General features: G+C 66.7%; 13 protein-coding genes. 10 read left to right on the plus strand and 3 right to left on the minus strand.

The genetic code is table 11. From position 1 onward, the window contains the following. Nucleotides 1-4: 4 nt before the first annotated feature. On the plus strand, nt 5-1,360 hold the full coding sequence (locus tag C8C95_RS15430) for a glycerate kinase (RefSeq protein ID WP_116750305.1): 1,356 nt from the start codon (nt 5-7) through the stop codon (nt 1,358-1,360). Nucleotides 1,361-1,433: 73 nt separating this feature from the next. Here C8C95_RS15430 and C8C95_RS15435 read toward each other — a convergent pair whose 3' ends face one another. Beyond that, nucleotides 1,434-2,474, minus strand: a complete 1,041-nt coding sequence (locus C8C95_RS15435) for a porin (protein ID WP_116749150.1) — start codon at nt 2,472-2,474, stop codon at nt 1,434-1,436. A 292-nt stretch (nt 2,475-2,766) separates the two neighbouring features. Here C8C95_RS15435 and C8C95_RS15440 point away from each other — a divergent pair, with 292 nt between their 5' ends. Together C8C95_RS15440 and C8C95_RS15445 are read left to right on the plus strand one after the other, a co-directional pair. After that, a complete protein-coding gene (locus C8C95_RS15440) occupies nt 2,767-3,390 on the plus strand; it encodes a Crp/Fnr family transcriptional regulator (protein WP_056060781.1) in 624 nt (207 codons plus the stop codon). A gap of 390 nt (nt 3,391-3,780) precedes the next feature. Continuing rightward, nucleotides 3,781-5,907, plus strand: coding sequence for a diguanylate cyclase (locus C8C95_RS15445; protein ID WP_116749151.1), 2,127 nt, complete (start codon nt 3,781-3,783; stop codon nt 5,905-5,907). Between the two features lie 848 nt (nt 5,908-6,755). Here the strand turns inward: C8C95_RS15445 and xdhB are convergent. Then, nucleotides 6,756-9,104, minus strand: coding sequence for a xanthine dehydrogenase molybdopterin binding subunit (gene xdhB / locus C8C95_RS15450; protein WP_116749152.1), 2,349 nt, complete (start codon nt 9,102-9,104; stop codon nt 6,756-6,758). After that, nucleotides 9,101-10,612 carry a xanthine dehydrogenase small subunit gene (gene xdhA / locus C8C95_RS15455; RefSeq protein ID WP_116749153.1) on the minus strand — a complete coding sequence of 504 codons (1,512 nt, stop codon included), beginning with the start codon at nt 10,610-10,612 and terminating at the stop codon, nt 9,101-9,103. Before xdhA ends, xdhB begins: the two co-directional genes overlap by 4 nt. 104 nt (nt 10,613-10,716) lie before the next feature. Between xdhA and C8C95_RS15460 the strand changes: the two genes are divergently transcribed. The 7 genes from C8C95_RS15460 (at nt 10,717) to C8C95_RS15490 (ending at nt 18,731) form a co-directional block, all read left to right on the plus strand. Next, nucleotides 10,717-11,649 (plus strand): LysR family transcriptional regulator, encoded by a 933-nt coding sequence (locus tag C8C95_RS15460; protein ID WP_116749154.1) that lies wholly within the window; start codon nt 10,717-10,719, stop codon nt 11,647-11,649. A 79-nt stretch (nt 11,650-11,728) separates the two neighbouring features. Then, nucleotides 11,729-13,315: an ABC transporter ATP-binding protein gene (locus C8C95_RS15465; RefSeq protein WP_116749155.1), complete on the plus strand. Its 1,587-nt coding sequence runs from the start codon at nt 11,729-11,731 to the stop codon at nt 13,313-13,315. After that, nucleotides 13,308-14,381 (plus strand): ABC transporter permease, encoded by a 1,074-nt coding sequence (locus C8C95_RS15470; RefSeq protein WP_116749156.1) that lies wholly within the window; start codon nt 13,308-13,310, stop codon nt 14,379-14,381. The genes C8C95_RS15465 and C8C95_RS15470 overlap by 8 nt, the downstream gene beginning before the upstream one ends. Then, nucleotides 14,381-15,301 carry an ABC transporter permease gene (locus tag C8C95_RS15475; RefSeq protein ID WP_056060799.1) on the plus strand — a complete coding sequence of 307 codons (921 nt, stop codon included), beginning with the start codon at nt 14,381-14,383 and terminating at the stop codon, nt 15,299-15,301. The genes C8C95_RS15470 and C8C95_RS15475 overlap by 1 nt, the downstream gene beginning before the upstream one ends. A gap of 109 nt (nt 15,302-15,410) precedes the next feature. Further along, complete coding sequence (locus C8C95_RS15480) at nt 15,411-16,577, plus strand: BMP family ABC transporter substrate-binding protein (protein ID WP_056060802.1); 1,167 nt, start codon at nt 15,411-15,413, stop codon at nt 16,575-16,577. 118 nt (nt 16,578-16,695) lie between these two features. Next, nucleotides 16,696-17,679, plus strand: a complete 984-nt coding sequence (locus C8C95_RS15485; protein ID WP_116749157.1) for an aromatic ring-hydroxylating dioxygenase subunit alpha — start codon at nt 16,696-16,698, stop codon at nt 17,677-17,679. Continuing rightward, a complete protein-coding gene (locus tag C8C95_RS15490) occupies nt 17,679-18,731 on the plus strand; it encodes an adenosine deaminase (RefSeq protein ID WP_116749158.1) in 1,053 nt (350 codons plus the stop codon). Before C8C95_RS15485 ends, C8C95_RS15490 begins: the two co-directional genes overlap by 1 nt. Nucleotides 18,732-18,866 lie beyond the last annotated feature (135 nt).

Consider the following 18,866-nt stretch of genomic DNA (forward strand, 5'->3'; position numbering starts at 1 on the left):
CGGCATGCACCCAGAAACCCAGCCAGCCAGTCCCTCCCTGCCGGACTACTGCACCCATCCCCGCGCCTTTCTGAAGGCGCTGTTTGACGCCGCCGTGCACAGCGCACAACCCCTGCACGGCATGCGCCAGTGGCTGCCCCAGCCGCCCAGCCGCGAGAGCGGGGGGCGCACCCTGGTGCTGGGCGCGGGCAAGGCGGGGGGCGCCATGGCCCACGCACTGGAGGCCATGTGGCCGCAGGACGCCCCCCTGTCGGGCCTGGTGGTCACCCGCTACGGGCATGTGCCGCCCCGGCCTGCGGGCGTGCCGCAGCGCATCGAGGTGGTGGAGGCCGCGCACCCCGTGCCCGATGCGGCGGGGCTGGCCGCGGCGCAGCGCATTCTCGATCTGACCCAGGGGCTGACGGAGCACGACCTGGTGCTGTGCCTGATCTCGGGCGGGGGCTCGTCCCTGCTGACCTTGCCCTGCGACGGGGTGACGCTGGAAGACAAGCAGCGCATCAACCGCGCCCTGCTCGATAGCGGCGCGCACATTGGCGAGATGAACTGCGTGCGCAAGCACCTCTCGCGCATCAAGGGTGGGCGCCTGGCGGCGGCCTGTGCGCCAGCGCGCGTGGTCACGCTCACCATCAGCGACGTGCCCGGCGACGACCCGTCGGTGATCGCCAGCGGCCCCACCGTGCCGGATGCCACCACCTGCGCCGATGCGCTGGCCATTCTGGCGCGCTATGGCATCGATGTACCCCCGGCCATCCGCACTGCGCTGGAGGAAGGCCGCCTGGAGACGCCCAAACCTGGCGACGACCGTTTTGCCGGGCATGCCGTGCATCTGATCGCCACGCCGCAGCAGGCTCTGGAGGCCGCGGCCGCGCTGGCCCGTTCGGCGGGGCTGCCTGCGCATGTGCTGTCAGACGAGATGGAGGGCGAGTCGCGCGAAGTGGGCAAGGTGCATGCGGCGCTGGCCCGTGCAGTGGCGCGGCGCGGCCAGCCGTTTGCGGCGCCGTGTGTGATCCTGTCGGGGGGGGAGACCACCGTCACCGTGCGTCCGCGTGCACCCGGTGTGCCTCGGGGGCGGGGCGGGCGGGCGGGCGAGTTTTGCCTGGGCCTGGCGCAGGCGCTGCAGGGCGAGCCCGCCGTGTGGGCGCTGGCGGCCGACACCGACGGCATTGACGGCAGTGAAGACAACGCGGGGGCCTTTGTGTGCCCCGACACGCTGGCGCGCGCAGGCGCTGCAGGCCTGCGCATCGACGACCACCTGGCGCGCAACGACGGCTGGGGATTTTTTGCGGGGCTGGACGACCTGCTGGTCACCGGCCCTACGCACACCAACGTGAATGATTTCCGAGTGCTACTGATTTTGTAGCGCCTCAGGCATATTGCACTGGCGCCTGGGGCCGCTGGGGCTTGAAAAAGGCCCCAGGTGCTGCGTGCAGGCCTCAGAACCGGTGGCGGATGCCCACGCCGAAGCTGTTGCCCTTGGTCTGGTTGGTGATGCGGTCGTTCATGGCCATCACGTACACATCGGTGCGCTTGGACAGGAAGTAGTCATACCCCACGGTGAAGGTCTTGCGCGAGATGTCGGTGGCCGTCATCTTGGTCTGCGCCCACGATGCCAGCACCTTGCCAGTGGCGCCTGCGGGCACCGACACGCCCAGCTGCGTCGTCTTGGCCTTGTTGGTGGTGTTGTCGGCCTTGGCCTGGCCGTAGCTCGCAAAGGCCTTCACGATCGCGAAGTCATATGCACCGCCCAGCATCCAGTCGGTCTTGGTGGTGCCCAGGTAGGTGCTGGGCACGGCGGGGTTGCTCATCTGGTCGCGCTCGTAAAAGCCGGTGAGGGTGACGGGGCCGTTGAAGTACAGCGCGTTGATGCCCACGTTCTTCTTGCTGCTGTCGCCCGCGACCTCGCCAAACTGGTAGTGCAGGTTGGCGGTCAGGCCGCCCAGGTTGGGCGTGCTGTAGATGATTTCGTTGGACCAGCCCGTGTCGGACGGCGTGGTCGAACCCCAGCCCGTGCCGTTGAACAGAGGCACGTTCATGTGCAGGATCAGCGGTGCAAAGGTGAACGAGTCGCCCAGCGGGTTCGACAGGATGGACGGCAGGAAGTTGGGGGCCAGGCCGCGCCCCACGGTCACGGTGCCCCAGCTGTCGCTCAGGCCCACGTTGGCATCGCGCGAGAAGAACGTGTCGTTGGCAAATCGGCCCTGGATGCCGCTGTCCACCTTGATGAACGAGGTGAGCGCAAAGTTGGCCTTGAGCCCGCCGCCCAGGTCTTCGGTGCCCTTGAATCCGAACCACGACGTGGTCATGCCGCCGCTGTTGACCACCTTGCTGCTGCCGGCGTCACCGGCGTTTTTCATGGAGCCCACAAACACATCGGTCAAGCCCATCAGCTGGACGGAGCTCTGGGCCTGGGCGCCGGTGGAGCACAGCAGGGCGCCACCGAGCGATAGAGACAGTGCAATCAGGTTTTTTTTCATGGAGTGATTCCTGGGGATGAAAGCGCCGGAGGTCCGGCGGGTGCAAGGGGAGACGCGGCCCCTGTTGCACCGTGGTGCAGGGCGGGGCCCGCCGTTGGGGCATCGCAAGTTCCATGCCCTGGTGCAACACCTGTTTACATACTTTTTGGCCGGTTCAGGGCGCACCCATGCACGTTGCTGGCGCAGTTTTCGTGTGTTTTGGCGCAAACCTGGGGCGTGCCGGGCAGGCGACATGGTGCGGCTTTGATGTGGCTCAATGCCACGGGCGCAGCCGCACGGCACAGTGGCTTCCATGCTGCCATCTACCCTTTTTTCTCTGCCCGCTGACACCGAGGTGATCGCCCCCGGCGAAGTGCTGCGCAGGCGCAATGAGGTGCTGACGACGGTGCTGCACCTCGAAAACGGCCGTGTGCTGCGCGGTGTGCTGGACGACGGTTTCCTGCGCCACCAGCTCGGTGCCGTCGAGGGGCCGTTCTGGCTCGACGCCGCGTCGGCCCTGATGGGCCTGCCGCTACCGGTGGACATGGTGGCCGACACGCGTGTGCATGTGCGGCGCATCCCCATCGAGGAGTTTCGTCGCAGCCTGGCTGCCATGCCTGCGGGCGCGCGGGGGTTGCTGCTAGACATGGCGCAGGGCTACCGGCAGCAGTCCGAGCTGGCCGTGAGCCGCCTGGCGCAGGACGCCGAATCGCGCTGCGCGCAGTGGCTGCTGAACCACGCCCAGCCCGACCACAGCGGTGCCATGCAGGTCACCCTGCACCAGCGCAAACGCCTGATTGCGGCGCAGCTGGGCATTGCGCCCGAAACCTTCTCGCGTGTGCTGCGCCACCTGCGCGAGCTGGGCCTGATCCACGGCACCGGCAATGTGCTGGCACTGCCCCAGCCCCGGGCCTTGCAGTCGATGGCGGGCTGCTGACACAGCGTTCTTGACATCGCGCTCTTGACGCCCTGCAGCGACTGTCGCGTTGCGCCTGCCGCCAGCCACGGACTGCCCTTGCGTTGCATTTGCTGACAAGCCCCGCACCCCGGGGTAATGCGCCTTGGGTGGTGACACGTTCTGCCTGGCTGTGAGAGCTGGCACCGCGCTGCAGGACCCTTGCCGCAGTCCGCTTTCATCCCTCCACACACCCTTCCCGTTCCCTTCCCGCACCCCGACGGGCTCAGGGTTTTTCCTTGGCTTTACCCAAGGGTTCCACCCAAGCCCCCGGGCACAAGCCCTGCGTATATTTGTTGGGACATGTCTGCCATGACCCGTCCCCATGCCGAACTTTGAGTGTGCCCATCAGCCTGCAGGGGGGAAGCGTCCATGACGCCGCCGCCCGGCCCCAAGGCAGCCCCGGACCTTGATCCGGGCTGGCTGGTGCCCGGCGCCCTGGTGCTGCGGCTGATGCTGGTAGCGGCGCTGGCGGTGGCGCTGTCGGGGGCGGTGGCCGCCTGGCTGGTGACTCGGGCCTCCGGACAAGAGGCCATGCGCCGGGTGGTGAGCCAGCAGACCGACGAGGTCGAGGTGGTGGCCCGGTTGCTGGCCAGCAAGATCGAACAAAGCCAGAAGGTGCTGCGCACCGTGGCCGCAGGCATCACACCGGCGATGCTGGAGTCACCCTCGTCGCTGGAATGGCTGCTGCAGCAGGGCCTGCCTGCGGTGCAGTTCTTCGACACCATGCAGGTCGCCCGCGACAACGGCGAACTGCGCCTGAATTTGCGCGCCGGTCAGATCGAAAAGGCCGCGGACCTGGACCCCACCGAACGCGATGCCCTGCGCCGCACCCTGGTCGATGGCAAGCCCCTGGTGTCCGAGCTGATCGCCGGCCGCCGGGGCGAGGCGCGGGTCATGTTCACCATGCCGTTGCACCGCGAAGACGGCACGGTGGTGGGCGTGGTGGCAGGGGCGTTGCGCCTGCAATCCCAAAGCCTGCTGCCACCGTCGATGACGCTGCCCGCCCGCGATGACTCGCAGCTCATCGTCTTCACCCGCGACGGCACCATCCTGTCGCACTCCGACCCCACCCGCGTGCTGGGCCAGGTGCGTGACGAAGTGGGCCTGGCCCCGGTGTACACGCGCTGGCAAAGCCAGGCCCAGCCGGTGGTCGGGCGGGGCATGACCCATGTGCAGTCCGACCACATCGTGAGCATGGCGGGCATGCCGCTGCCGCAGTGGATCGTGGCGCGCGTGAGCCAGTCGCAGGCGCTGCTGGCACCGCTGCGCGGCGCCCAGCGCGAAGCCTGGTGGCTGGCGGTGGCCAGCATGGTGTTGTGCATGCTGCTGGCGGTGGCGCTGATGGGCTGGATGGCCCAGCCACTGGCGCAGCTGACCTTCAAGGCGCGCCAGTTGCTCAGGACCAGCGCGCGCCAGCAGCCTGCGCAAGATGTGCATTGGCCCCGCGCGGGCGGCGAGGTGGGCGAACTGGTGCGGGTGTTCCAGGGCCTGGTGCAGCAGGGCAGCCTGCAGCAGTCGCGCAAGGACACGGTGGTCGGCCAGTTCCAGGCCGTGCTGGACAGCGCCCCGGTGGGCATCGTCATCACCCGCCACGGCATGCTGGAGGTGGTGAGCCACCAGGCCTGTGTGATGCTGGGCTACAGCGCGCAGGAGCTGCAGGGCCGCCCCGCGCGCATCCTGTACGCCAGCGACGCCGACTATGCCCAGGTGGGAGACCGTGTGCGCGCCGAGGTGGCGGCGCATGGCGCGTTCGACGGCGATGTCTGTTTTTTGCGCAAGGACGGCACCCCCGTGTGGGCCCGCGTGCAGGGCCAGGGCGTGCGCCCCGAGGAGGTGCACGGTGGCACCGTGTGGATTCTGGAAGACATCACCGCCGCGCGCGAGGCCCAGGTGCAGCAGTCCTGGGGCCGCGCGCACGATGCGCTGACGCAGCTGTACAACCGCGCCGCGTTTGACGAGCGCCTGGGTCAGCTGATGGCGGAGCGCTCTGCCCGCCAGCGCGCTGTGGTGCCCGCCGCCGATGAGGAGGGCGGTGAGACTCAGGGCGATGGCGTGGTGCTGTTCCTCGACCTGGACCATTTCACCGTGGTCAACGACATTGCGGGCCACGACGCGGGCGACGATGTGCTGCGCCACGTGGCCCGGCTGCTGGCGTCCCATGTGCGCCAGATCGGCTGGGCGGCGCGCCTGGGGGGCGACGAGTTTGCGGTGGTGTTGCCCGGCTGCGCTCTGGCACGCGGCCAGGCTGTGGCCGAGCAGTTGCGTGCAGCGGTGCGTGCGTGGGAGCCGTCGTACCAGGGGCGCAGTTTTACGCTGGGGGTGAGTATCGGGCTGGTGGTGCTGGACGCCAGCTTGCAGGATGTGCCGTCTGTGTTGTATGCGGCGGACATGGCTTGCTATGACGCCAAGCGGGCGGGGCGCAACCGGGTGGAGACGCGGCATGCGAGGGATGCGTCGGTGACTTCTTCGGGGCGGATGGCTTTGGGGCCTGTTTGAGGGATTTTGGGCTGGATGCGCTAGTGGGATATGCGGTGATAGCTATTGATTTTGTAGCGTTTTCTTGTGGTTGCTGATTGGGCCGCATGCCTTTGTTGAGGGCGGAGGCCGGGAGTCGCCCGGCGTGCGAGTAACTTTCTTTTGCTTCGCCAAAAGAAAGTCACCAAAGAAAAGGCGACCCCCAGTCTGCGACCCCTGCGCTTCGCTACGGGGCAAACCTGCGTCGTGTCGGTTGCGGGGTGCGCCGTGGAACTCGCTTTGCGCTGCGCGCGCCGCTCAGACAGCCACGGCGAGTCAGAGCACGAAGCACGCGCGCTTCGACGCGCATGCCACCCCACAACCGCCCCGCCGCAGGCGCAGCCAGCAGGGGTGGGACAGCCGAACATCCAAACAACCGAACAGCCGGACATCCATTCGGGCCATTGCTGCGCTCGGCCGCGCCTGCGCGGCGCGTGGCGCTTGCGCCCGCGATGTGGGGCCGAGCGCAGCGATGGCCCGTGTGGATGTTCTGCCCCCCGTGCCCCTCTGGATGCGCCGAGGAGCGCAGGGTTTGGCGGATCAGGGCTCGCGTGTGTCTGAGCGACGCGCAGCGGCGCGAGTTGAGCGAGACCCCGCCAAACCCGAGCACCGCAGGTTGCCCCGGAGCGAAGCGCAGGGGACGCAGACAGTGGGGTCGCCCTTTCTTTGGTTCCTTTCTTTCGGCGACGCGAAAGAAAGGGACTCGCCTGCCGGGCGACTCCCGGCCTCCGCCCTTGAAAAAGGCATGCGACCCAATCAGCCACCCCACCAAACACTACAAAATCAATAGCTACCAGCGCATATCCCTTCAGCGCCAGCAGCCAAAAACATCACTCTCCCAACCGCCCCAACGCCCGGAGCACATTCTCCGCAGTCGCCGGCGCCGTCAGCACCACCGGCGCCGCCGCATCCACCCCGGTACGCCCCGCCGCCACCGCATTGCGCAGCGCCTCATACACACTGATCGCCAGCATGAACGGCGGCTCCCCCACCGCCTTGCTGCCACCCACGTTGTCCTCCCGGTTGGCCTCGGGCCACAGGTGGACGTTGAAGTGCTCCGGAATATCGCCCGTGGCCGGGATCTTGTAGGTGCTCGGCGCGTGAGTGGCAAGATAACCCTTGTCGTTCCACACCAGCTGCTCGGTCGTCAGCCAGCCCATGCCCTGCACAAACCCGCCCTCGATCTGGCCCACATCGATGGCCGGGTTGATGCTGTGGCCCACGTCGTGCAGGATGTCCACCTTCAGCACGCGGCTCTCGCCGGTCAGGGTGTCGATGGCCACCTCGGTGCAGGCGGCGCCGTAGGCAAAGTAATAGAACGGGCGCCCGGTGAGGGTCGTCTTGTCATAGTGGATCTTGGGCGTGCGGTAAAAGCCGTCGCTCCACAGTTGGATGCGGTTGGCGTACGCGGCCTGCACCACCTCTTCAAAACTGCGCACCGTCTTGGGCGAGATCACCTGGCCGCCCGCAAACCGGATCGCGCCTGCGCCGCAGCCGTCCAGGCCGCACACAAACGAGGCCAGGTTGTCGCGCACGTTGCGCGCAGCGTACTGGGCGGCGCGGCCGTTCAGGTCGGTGCCGCTGCTGGCGGCGGTGGCGCTGGCGTTGGGCACCTTGCTGGTGTCGCTGGCCGTCACCAGCACGCGGTGCAGGGGCACGCCCAGCTCGTCGGCCACGATCTGCGCCACCTTGGTGTGCAGGCCCTGGCCCATTTCGGTGCCACCGTGGTTCACCTGCACGCTGCCGTCGGTGTACACATGCACCAGCGCGCCCGCCTGGTTGAACAGCGTGGCGGTGAAGCTGATGCCGAACTTGACGGGCGTGATGGCCATGCCGCGCTTGATGACCGGGTGGCGCGCATTCCATTCCGCAATCTCGGCCTGGCGTTGGCGATAGTGCGAGGTCTGCTCCAGCGTGGGCAGCAGCTCGTGCAGGATGTTGTCTTCCACCGCCATCTGGTAGTGGGTGACGTGGCGGCCCGTGCTCGCGTCCTTGCCGTACAGGTTGGCCAGGCGCACGTCCTGTGCGTCCAGGCCCAGCGCGCGCGCGATGTCGCCCAGGATGGCCTCGATCACGATCACGCCCTGCGGGCCACCAAAGCCGCGGAAGGCGGTGTGGCTTTGCGTGTTCGTCTTGCAGCGGTACGACGCGATCTCGACATCGCTCAGGTAATACGCGTTGTCGGCGTGGAACACCGCGCGGTCGGCCACGGGGCCCGACAGGTCGGCGCTGAAGCCGCAGTTGGCGGCCATCTGCAGCTTCAGGCCCGTGATGCGGCCGGTGTCGTCAAAGCCCACGTCGTACTCGTACGCAAACGGGTGGCGCTTGCCGGTGACCATGAAATCCTCGTCCCGGTCCAGCCGCAGCTTGATGGGGCGGCCCAGCTTGTTCGCGGCCACGGCGGCCCACACGGCCAGGTGCCCGGCCTGCGTCTCCTTGCCGCCAAAGCCGCCGCCCATGCGGCGGCATTCCACCTTGACCGCGTGGTTGTCGATGCCCAGCGCGTGCGCCACCCAGTGCTGCACCTCACCGGGGTGCTGCGTGCTGGAGTAGATCCACCACTGCTTTTGCTCCAGTGGCATGGCGTAGGCGATCTGGCCCTCCAGGTAGAAATGTTCCTGGCCGCCGACTTCAAACGCTCCCTGCATGCGGTGCGCCGATTGCGCGAGGCCCGTGGTCGCATCGCCCCGGCGCACAAACACCGGCGGCAGCACATAGCTTTGTGCCTTCAGTGCGTCCTGAACCGTCAGCACGGCGGGCAGGGGGGTGATGTCAAGCTTCACGGCCCGCACCGCGCGGCGCGCCTGCATGACCGAGTCGGCCACCACCAGGCCGATCACCTGGCCGACAAACTGCACGCTGTCCAGTGCGAATACGGGCTCGTCGTGTCCGAACGCGGCGAGGATCTTGTCGCCCGGCACGTCGGCTGCCAGCACCACACCACGCACGCCGGGCAGGGTCAGTGCGGCGGTGGCATCCACACTGTTCAGGGTGCCGTGGGCCACGGTCGAGAGGATGGGCGCGGCATACAGCGTGCCCTTCACCTCCGGCAGGTCGTCGATGTAGTGCGCGGCACCCGCCACCTGGGCGCGGGCGCTCTCGTGGATGTGCGACTGGCCCATGGCGGCGCGGGTGGGCGCGGGCAGGGCGGTTTCTGCGATGGTGGGGGGGGCGTTCATACGGCGGCCTCCAGTGTCAAGGTATCCAGGTTGACCGAGGGCTGGCCCTGGTTCTCCAGCCAGTAGCGCTGCAGCAGGCTGCCCAGCACCTGGCGGCGGTAGGCGCCGCTGGCACGCATGTCGGAGATGGGGCTGAACTCGGCCTGCAGCACGGCGGCGGCGCTCTGCGCGGTGGCCTCGGTCCAGGGCTGGCCGGTCAAAGCTGCCTCGGTCTGCCGTGCGCGGGCCGGGGTGGCAGCCACGCCGCCCGCGCCGATGCTGGCGCGCTGCACGGTGCCGCCTGCGATGTCGAGGTTGAGCACCAGGCAGACGGCGGAGATGTCGTCGTCAAAGCGTTTCGAAATCTTGTATGCCCGCAGCTGTTCTTGGGCAGAAGGGCGGGGTACCACGATGCGCACCAGCAGCTCATCGGCCGCCATCACGTTTTGCCGGTAGCCGGTGTACAGGTCTTCGAGCGGCAGCTGGCGCTCGCCCCGGGCCTGGCTGGCCAGCACCACCTGGGCGCGCAGGGCGATCAGCAGGGGCATGGAGTCGCCAATCGGCGAGCCGTTGGCCACGTTGCCGCCCAGCGTGCCCGAGTTGCGCACGGGCAGCCCCGCAAACCGCGTGGCAAATCGGTGCAGTTGCGGCCACTGTGCGGTGAGGGCAGCAAACGCGTCGGTCAGCGTGACCGCAGCGCCGATGTGGATGGCGTCGGGGTGCTGTGCCACCTGCCGCAACTCGGCCGCGCGGGTCACGTCCAGCACCTGGGTGTACTGCTTGTGCTGCTTGGTCACCCACAGCCCCACGTCGGTACAGCCCGCCACCACCTGGGCGCCGGGGTGGGCGGCGCGGGCTGCGAGCAGATCCGGGAGCGTGGAGGGTGCGATATAGGCCGAATCGGCCGCATGCGCTAGTGCACCATGCCTCAGCAGCTTCAATTTTTGTAGCACTTCGGATTCATTGACCGCCATGCCGGGCAGTGACGCCATCTGCTGGGCGGCGTCGAGAATGGGGCGGTAGCCGGTGCAGCGGCACAGGTTGCCCGAGAGTTCTTCCTGCGCCAGTTCGCGGGTGATGGGTTGGCCGTGGCAGACGTGGTTCTGGTACATGCCGAACAGGCTCATCACAAAGCCTGGGGTGCAGAAGCCGCACTGCGAGCCGTGGCACTGGACCATGGCTTCTTGGGCGGGGTGCAAGGTGATGGCTTGCCGGGCCGCAGCGGGGGCGTCGCCCACCGGCTGGATCAGCGGGTCTTCCGCCAGGTCTTCCACCGTCCACAGCGCCATGCCGTTCACCGAATGGGCCAGGCGGATGCAGCTGTTCACAGCGCTGTAGTGCAGCTGTCCGCCGCGTTCTTCGCCCAGCACCACGGTGCAGGCGCCGCAGTCGCCTTCGCCACAGCCCTCCTTGGTGCCGGTGTTGCCCAGGTCTTCGCGCAGCACCTCCAGCAGGGTGCGGTCGGGTGGTACATTGCCCAGCGCCACGGGCTGGCCTCGGCGCAGGAATTGCAAGGGTCTTGTTGTCATGACAAACGCCACTTCGATCTTGGATGGAAAGGTTCAGCAGAGGGTAGAGCGCACTACCGCCACCGGCATATGCGCAAGCTTATGGCACCCATGCCCACACCGCTATGAGAGACCACGCCCTTTTCGACAAGATAGACCTCCATCTCATAAGGGTCTTGCACACCGTGCTCACAGAACGCAGCGTATCGAGGGCCGCCGTCCGACTGGGCATGCACCAGCCGGCGGTGTCGGCTGCGCTCAAAAGGCTGCGCGACCTGTCGGGCGACCCTCTGCTGGTGCGCTCCGGCGCCAGCATGATGCCCACCGACGCCGCACTGCGCATGGTGGAGCCCGCCGGGGCCATCCTGCGTGCGGCCGAGGCACTGTTTTCGGATGCACGCGGGTTTGACCCGCGCACGGCCACCCGCACCTTCCGCGTGGCGGCCAGCGATTACCTCGACCCGCTCTTTCTGCCCCAGCTCGTGGCCCGCATCAAGGTCGAGGCGCCTCTCTGCCCCATCGAAATCCTGCCCCTGTCTGCCGACACGCACTACCACGCGCACCTGGCGCAGGGCGACGTGGACGTGGTGATCGGCAATTGGCCCCAGCCGCCGGACGACCTGCACATGGGCCGCCTGTTTGGTGACGAGGTGGTGTGCCTGGTGGGCAGGGACCACCCCGCCGTGCGGCGCGGCTGGGATGTGGAGAGCTGGCTGGCCGCCGAGCACATTGCGCCCACGCCCACGCACCCTGGGGCGCGGGGTGTGATCGACGCCCACCTGGACAGCCTGGGCATGCAGCGCCACATCACGGCGCGCTGTGCGCATTTCAGCCTCATCCCTAGCATCGTGGCATCGAGCTTGCTTGTGCTGACCACCGGCCGCCAGTACTGCGAGCGGTATGTGGACCAGCTGCCGCTGGCCATCCTGCCGTGCCCGGTGCCGTTCCCCCGGCTCATGTACTACCAGCTGTGGCATGCCCGCACGCACCACTCGGCGGCGGCCGCCTGGCTGCGTGACTGCGTGAAAACCGTGGCTGCTTCGCTACGAAAAGAATAGCTGCTAGGGCATGCTGAACAAGCGCCATGAGGTATTTTCATTCTTATAACAAGTTGTAAAACTGAGAGACAATCCCCGCATGAGTTCTCCCCCCAATCCTTCAGCGCCTGGTGCGGCGCCGCCACGGCTGCAGCTGGTGGGCATCACCAAGCGCTACCCGGCCGTGGTGGCCAACAGCGGCGTGTCGCTCACGGTGCTGCCGGGTGAAATCCACGCCGTGCTGGGCGAAAACGGCGCGGGCAAGTCCACGCTGATGAAAATCATCTACGGCTCGGTCAAGCCCGACGAAGGCAGCGTGTTCTTCAACGGCCAGGCCGTGCAGGTGCGCAACCCGCAAGAAGCACGGGCCCTGGGCATTGCCATGGTGTTCCAGCACTTCAGCCTGTTCGACACCCTCACGGTGGCCGAGAACGTGTGGCTGGGCCTGGACAAGAGCCTGACGCTGGCCGAAGTGACTGGCCGCATCACCGCCAAGGCCGCCGAATACGGCCTCGACATCGACCCCCTGCGCCCCGTGCACACGCTGAGCGTGGGCGAGATGCAGCGGGTGGAAATCATCCGCGCGCTGCTCACCAACCCCAAGGTGCTGATCCTGGACGAGCCCACGTCGGTGCTCACGCCCCAGGCGGTCGAGAAGCTCTTCGTGGTGCTGCGCAAGCTGGCGAGCGAGGGCTGCAGCATTCTCTACATCAGCCACAAGCTGCACGAGATCCGTGCGCTGTGCACCGCCTGCACTGTGCTGCGTGGCGGCAAGGTCACGGGCGTGTGCAACCCGGCCGAGGAATCCAATGCCTCCCTGTCGCGCCTGATGATTGGCGCCGAACCGCCTGCGCTGGAGCACCGCGCGGTGCAGACTGGCGCCACCGTGCTGCGCGTGCAGGGCCTGTCGCTGCCGCGCGCAGACCAGTTCGGGGTGGATTTGATCGACCTGCAGTTCGAGGTCAAGGCGGGCGAGGTGGTGGGCATTGCCGGGGTGTCGGGCAACGGGCAAAAAGAATTGCTCTATGCGCTGTCGGGCGAAGACCAGCGCGCCGAGCCTGCCAGCATCCAGGTGTCCGGCCAGAACGCGGGCCGCATGGGTCCCGGCCAACGGCGTGCTTTAGGCCTGCACTTTGTGCCCGAAGAGCGCCTGGGCCGGGGCGCCGTGCCCACCATGGGGCTGGCGCACAACCTGCTGCTCACCCGCACCAATTCGGTCGGCGGCAGTGGCTGGATCAAGGTGGGTGCGCTGCAAAAACATGCCGAGGACATCATCCGGCGCTTCAATGTGAAGGCGGGTGGACCCAACGCAGCGGCCAAGTCGCTGTCGGGTGGCAACCTGCAGAAGTTCATCGTGGGGCGCGAGATTGACGCCAACCCCAAGCTGCTCATCGTTTCGCAGCCCACCTGGGGCGTGGATGTGGGCGCCGCCGCACAGATCCGGGGCTCCATCCTGGCCCTGCGTGACGCAGGCTGCGCCGTGCTGGTGGTGAGTGAGGAGCTGGACGAATTGTTTGAAATCTGCGACCGGCTGCATGTGGTGGCCAAGGGGCATCTGTCGCCTTCGGTGCCGCGCGCCGAGGCCACGGTGGAACGCATCGGTGAATGGATGAGCGGGCTGTGGCATGCCGATGTCCAAGCGCACCTCGCACAACAGGCCAAGGCAGCGGAGGTGCAGCATGCTTAAGCTGGAACCACGCCCCCAGGCTTCCAAGCTCTGGACCTACGGCTCGCCCCTGCTGGCGCTGGCCTTTACCGTGCTGATCGGTGTGGCCTTGTTCATTGCGCTGGGCAAAGACCCGGTGCGCGGGCTGCAGGTGTTCTTCTGGGAGCCCATCAAGACGCAGTACGCCATTGGCGAACTCATGGTCAAGGCCACGCCACTGTTGCTGATTGCGCTGGGGCTGGCCGTGTGTTTCCGCTCCAACGTGTGGAACATCGGTGCCGAAGGCCAGTTTGTCATCGGCGCCGTGGTGGCGGGTGGCGTGGCGCTGCTGGCCGACAAGACCACGGGCCCCTGGATCGTGCCCGCCATCCTGCTCGCGGGGGTGCTGGGTGGCATGGCCTGGGCGGGGCTCACGGCGCTGCTGCGAGACAAGTTCAATGCCAACGAAATCCTGGTCAGCCTGATGCTGGTCTATGTGGCTACGCTGGTGCTGGGCTACCTGGTCTATGGCCCGTGGAAGGACCCGATGGGCTACAACTTTCCGCAGACCAAGACGTTCGAGAAGGTCACGCAGATCCCGCGCCTGATGCAGGGCTCGCGCGTGTCCATCGGGCTGCTGCTGGCGCTCGCAGGCGCTGGGGCCTTGTGGGTGTTCCTGTTCCGCACGCGGGCGGGCTTTGCCCAGCAGGTGGGCGGGCTGGCACCGGCAGCAGCGCGTTACGCGGGCTTTTCGTCGCGCCGCGCGCTGTGGACGGCGCTGCTGATCTCGGGCGGCGCCGCTGGCCTGGCCGGTGCGCTGGAGGTGGCAGGGCCCATCGGCCAACTCACGCCCTATGTGCCTGCGGGCTACGGCTTCGCGGCCATCATCGTGGCCTTTGTGGGGCGGCTGCACCCGGTGGGCATGATCCTCTCCGCCATCCTCATGAGCATGTTCTACATCGGTGGTGAACTGGCGCAGTCGCGCCTGGGCCTGCCCAAGTCGCTCACCGGCGTGTTCCAGGGCCTGCTCCTGTTCACGCTGCTGGCCTGTGACACGCTGATTGCCTACCGCATCCGCTGGGTCGGCAGCAAGAAAGGAGGTGTCTGATGGAGTCTTATGCACTGCTCATCGGCGCCACGCTCAGCGCGGGCACCGTGCTGGCCATTGCGGCCCTGGGCCTGCTCATCAACGAAAAGGCGGGCATCGTCAACCTGGGGGCCGAGGGCATGATGCTCTGCGCCGCCATTGCAGGCTTTGCCACCGTGGTGCACACGGGCAACACCTGGCTGGGCTTTGCGGCAGGCATGGCGGCAGGTGCCGTGCTGGCCGCCATCTTTGGTGTGCTGGTGATCTGGCTCAACACCAACCAGTACGCCACGGGGCTGGCGCTCAGTCTGTTCGGCGTGGGCTTCTCCGCGTTTGCGGGCATCAGCTACGTGCAGGCCAAGCTGCCCGAGCTGCCCAAGTACGCTATTCCCGTGCTGGGCGATGTGCCGCTCCTCGGGCCAGCGCTATTCCAGCAGCACCCGCTGGTGTATCTCACCATGCTGCTGGTGGCGGGGTTGATCTGGTTTCTGTACCGCTCGCGCGCCGGGCTGGTGCTGCGGTCGGTGGGCGAATCGCCTGAGTCAGCCCATGCGTTGGGCTACCCGGTGCGGCGCATCCGGCTGGCGGCCGTGGTGGTGGGCGGTGCCCTGTGCGGTCTGGCCGGGGCTTACATCTCCACTGTCTACACCCCGCTGTGGGTCGAGGGCATGGTGGCCGGGCGCGGCTGGATTGCGCTGGCGCTCACCACCTTTGCCACCTGGCGCCCGGCACGGGTGTTGCTTGGTGCTTATCTGTTCGGCGGCGTGACCATGCTGCAGTTCCATTTGCAGGCCACCGGCGTGCAGGTGGCCAGTCAGTTGCTGAGCATGCTGCCGTATGTGGCCACCATCGTGGTGCTGGCGCTGATCTCGCGCAATCCGGCGTGGATCCGCATCAACATGCCGGCATCGCTGGGCAAACCGTTTTATCCGGGCTCCTGAAAGGGCTAGCCCATTGGAAAATCTGGTTACCCTGCGGTAGATCGCACCATAATTGATAGTTTCGTCCCCCAACCTTTGCAAGTCTTACTTCTTCGATAAGGAAACCGACATGACTGATCTGCAGAAACGCTCCCTGCTCAAGGTGGCAGCGCTCTCCGCTGTGGCTGCTGCTGCCCTGGTGGGCTGTGGCAAGAAGGAAGAACCGGCACCGGCCCCTGCGCCTGCACCGGCCCCTGCCGCAGAAGCACCGGCACCCAAGCCCGAGCCACTGAAGATCGCGTTTGCCTATGTCGGCCCGGTGGGCGACGGCGGCTGGTCGTTCGCGCACGACAACGGTCGCAAGGCCATCGAGAAGGAATTTGGCGACAAGGTCGTGACGAGCTTTGTGGAAAGCGTGCCCGAGTCTGCTGACGCAGAGCGCGTGCTGCGCGACCTGGCCGGCCAGGGCAACAAGTTGATCTTCGGCACCACCTTCGGCTACATGGAGTCCATGCTCAAGGTCGCGGAAGACAACAAGGGTGTGAAGTTCGAACACGCCACCGGCTACAAGACCGCCGAAAACCTGCGCACCTACGACAGCCGCACCTACGAAGGCGCGTACATGGCCGGCATCATCGCTGGCGCCATGACCAAGTCCAACACGCTGGGCGTGGTGGGCTCGGTGCCGATCCCTGAGGTGATCCGCAACATCAACAGCTTCACGCTGGGTGCGCAGTCGGTCAATCCCAAGATCAAGACCAAGGTGGTGTGGGTGAATGAATGGTTCAGCCCACCGAAGGAAACCGAAGCCGCGACCAGCCTGATCAACGGTGGCGCCGACATCCTGTTCCAGAACACCGACTCTCCCGCCGTGCTCAAGACCGCCCAGGAAAAGGGCAAGCGCGCCTTCGGCTGGGACAGCGACATGACCGCCTACGGCCCCAAGGCCCACCTGGCATCGGCGGTGATCAACTGGGGTCCTTACTACGTCAAGGCCACCAAGGACGTGCTGGACGGCACCTGGGCCTCGGGCCAAAGCTGGTGGGGTGTGAAGGAAGGCGCTATCGACATCGTCTCCATCGCTGAAGACGTGCCTGCTGACACCAAGGCCAAGGTCGAAGCCGTGAAGAAGGGCCTGGCCGACGGCAGCTTCAGCATCTGGAAGGGCCCCATCGTGGGTCAGGACGGCAAGCCCGTGCTGGAAAAGGACGCTGTGGCCGACGACAAGTTCCTGGGCGGCATCAATTTCTACGTCAAGGGCGTGGAAGGCAAGATCCCTGGCGGCGACAAGAAGTAATTCGCGCCGCGCGCATCAGCAGTTCTTGCGGGCTGCTGTGACAAAGGGCCGCCCTGGGGTGGCCCTTTTGTTTTGCAGGGACATTTTGTGACCTGCAGTCTTTTGAGGAGCAGGGACGATGGTGGAATCAACTTTGTGGCATCCGGTGGCCCTGTCAGGGGCCGTGGCTGGGCAGGCACCGCTGGCGGTGCAATTGCTGGAGCAACCCGTGGTGTTGTGGCGCGACAGCGAAGGCGCCGTGCTCGCGCTGGCCGACCAGTGCCCGCACCGGGGCGCCCGCCTGTCGCTGGGCCGCGTGACGCCCCAGGGCCAGTTGGAGTGCCCCTACCATGGCTGGCAGTTTGCGGCCGGTGGGCAATGCACGCACGTGCCTGCACTACCCACCTTTGTGCCCCCGGCCACGCACTGCGCCCGCCATTTCGAGGTGCAGGAGGCCTATGGCCTTGTGTGGGTGCGCATCGCACCAGGCGAGCAGGGACTGCCCGTGTTTGCGGCGGAGGGGGATGCTCGCCTGCGCAAGCTCAACTGCGGTCCCTACGACGTGGCGGCCAGCGCGCCGCGCATCGTCGAGAACTTTCTGGACATGTCGCATTTCGGCTTTGTGCACGAAGGCTGGCTCGGCAGCCGTGAGGCAACGGCCATCGATGATTACCGCGTGGAGCCCATGCCCACGGGCCTCCTGGCCACGGGCTGCAAGGCCTGGCAACCGCAATCCAACCTGCATTCCACGGCGGCCGCCCAGGTCGAATACACCTACGAAGTCACCGCCCCCTATGCAGCCGTGCTGACCAAGGTGCCCGAGGCGGGCACCACGGCGGTCGATGGCTGGCGCGAGTCCATTGCGCTGTTCATCTGTCCGGTGACGCCGGTGCGCAGCCGGGTGTGGTTCCGCCTGGCCGTGGCGGATTTCGATTCGCCGGACGAGAAGCTGCAGGCCTTCCAGCACACCATCTTCACGCAGGACCAGCCCGTGCTGGAGTCGCAGACGCCACAGTGCCTGCCGCTCGACCTGCGCGCGGAGTTGCATACCGCTGCCGACAAGGCATCATCTGCGTATCGCCGCTTTCTGCGCCAGAGTGGCATCACCTTTGGAGTCTGCTGATGTTCAAGATCCCCCCTATCTCCGCCGAGCGCCTTCCCAGCCTGCTGCGTGCCATGCCCAAGGCCGAGCTCCATATCCACATCGAGGGCTCGCTGGAGCCCGAGCTGATCTTTGCGCTGGCGCAGCGCAACGGGCTGACGCTGCCCTATGCCAGTGTGGACGCCTTGCGCAGCGCCTATGCGTTCACCAACCTGCAGAGCTTTCTGGACATCTACTACGCGGGCGCCAGCGTGCTGCTGCATGAGCAGGACTTCTACGACATGGCGCGCGCCTACCTGGGCCGCGCGGCGCGCGACAACGTGCTGCACGCCGAACTCTTCTTCGACCCGCAAACCCATACCGCACGCGGCGTGGCGATGGAGACCGTCATCAACGGCCTGCACCGTGCCTGCCAGGATGCCCGCGCCGAACTGGGAATCAGCGCCACGCTGATCCTGTGCTTCCTGCGCCACCTGAGCGAGGAGTCGGCATTCGAAACGCTGGAGCAGGCCATGCCGCTGCTCGACAAGATGGTGGGTGTCGGTCTGGACTCCAGCGAACTGGGGCACCCGCCCGAGAAGTTTGCCCGCGTGTTCGCCCGCTGCCGCGAGCTGGGCCTGCACCTGGTGGCCCATGCGGGGGAGGAGGGTCCTCCCGCCTACATCTGGAGTGCGCTGGATGTGCTCAAGGTCGAGCGCATCGACCATGGCGTGCAGGCGGTACACGACGCTGCCCTGATGCAGCGCCTGGCGCAAGACCGCATTGCGCTCACGGTGTGCCCGCTGTCCAACCAGAAGCTGTGCGTCTTCCCCAACCTTGCAGACCACAACCTCGGCAAGCTGCTCGATGCCGGGCTGGCTGCCACCGTGAATTCGGACGACCCTGCCTACTTTGGCGGCTACATCAACGAGAACTTCACCCAGGTGTTTGCGGCCACGGGGCTCACGGCCAAACATGCCTACCAGTTGGCTTTCAACAGTTTTGAAGCCAGCTTTGCAGGCAATGCTGACAAGCGGGTGTGGGAGCACAAGCTCAAGGAAGCGTTTGAGCGGTGCGTGGAGCACGATTACTGAGCTGGGCGCAGCCCGCACGGAGGGCCTGTCGCCTGGGCGGCAGGGGGCTGATCTGGGTAAACCCTTAAAATAGTAAGCATTCGTTCGAATTGCGTCCGGCCCAGGCCCACGGGGTGATCCACCACCATGGCCCTT

Origin of the sequence: Acidovorax sp. 99 (genome assembly GCF_003096455.1) — a bacterium.
In the GTDB taxonomy this organism is placed as follows: domain Bacteria; phylum Pseudomonadota; class Gammaproteobacteria; order Burkholderiales; family Burkholderiaceae_C; genus Acidovorax; species Acidovorax delafieldii.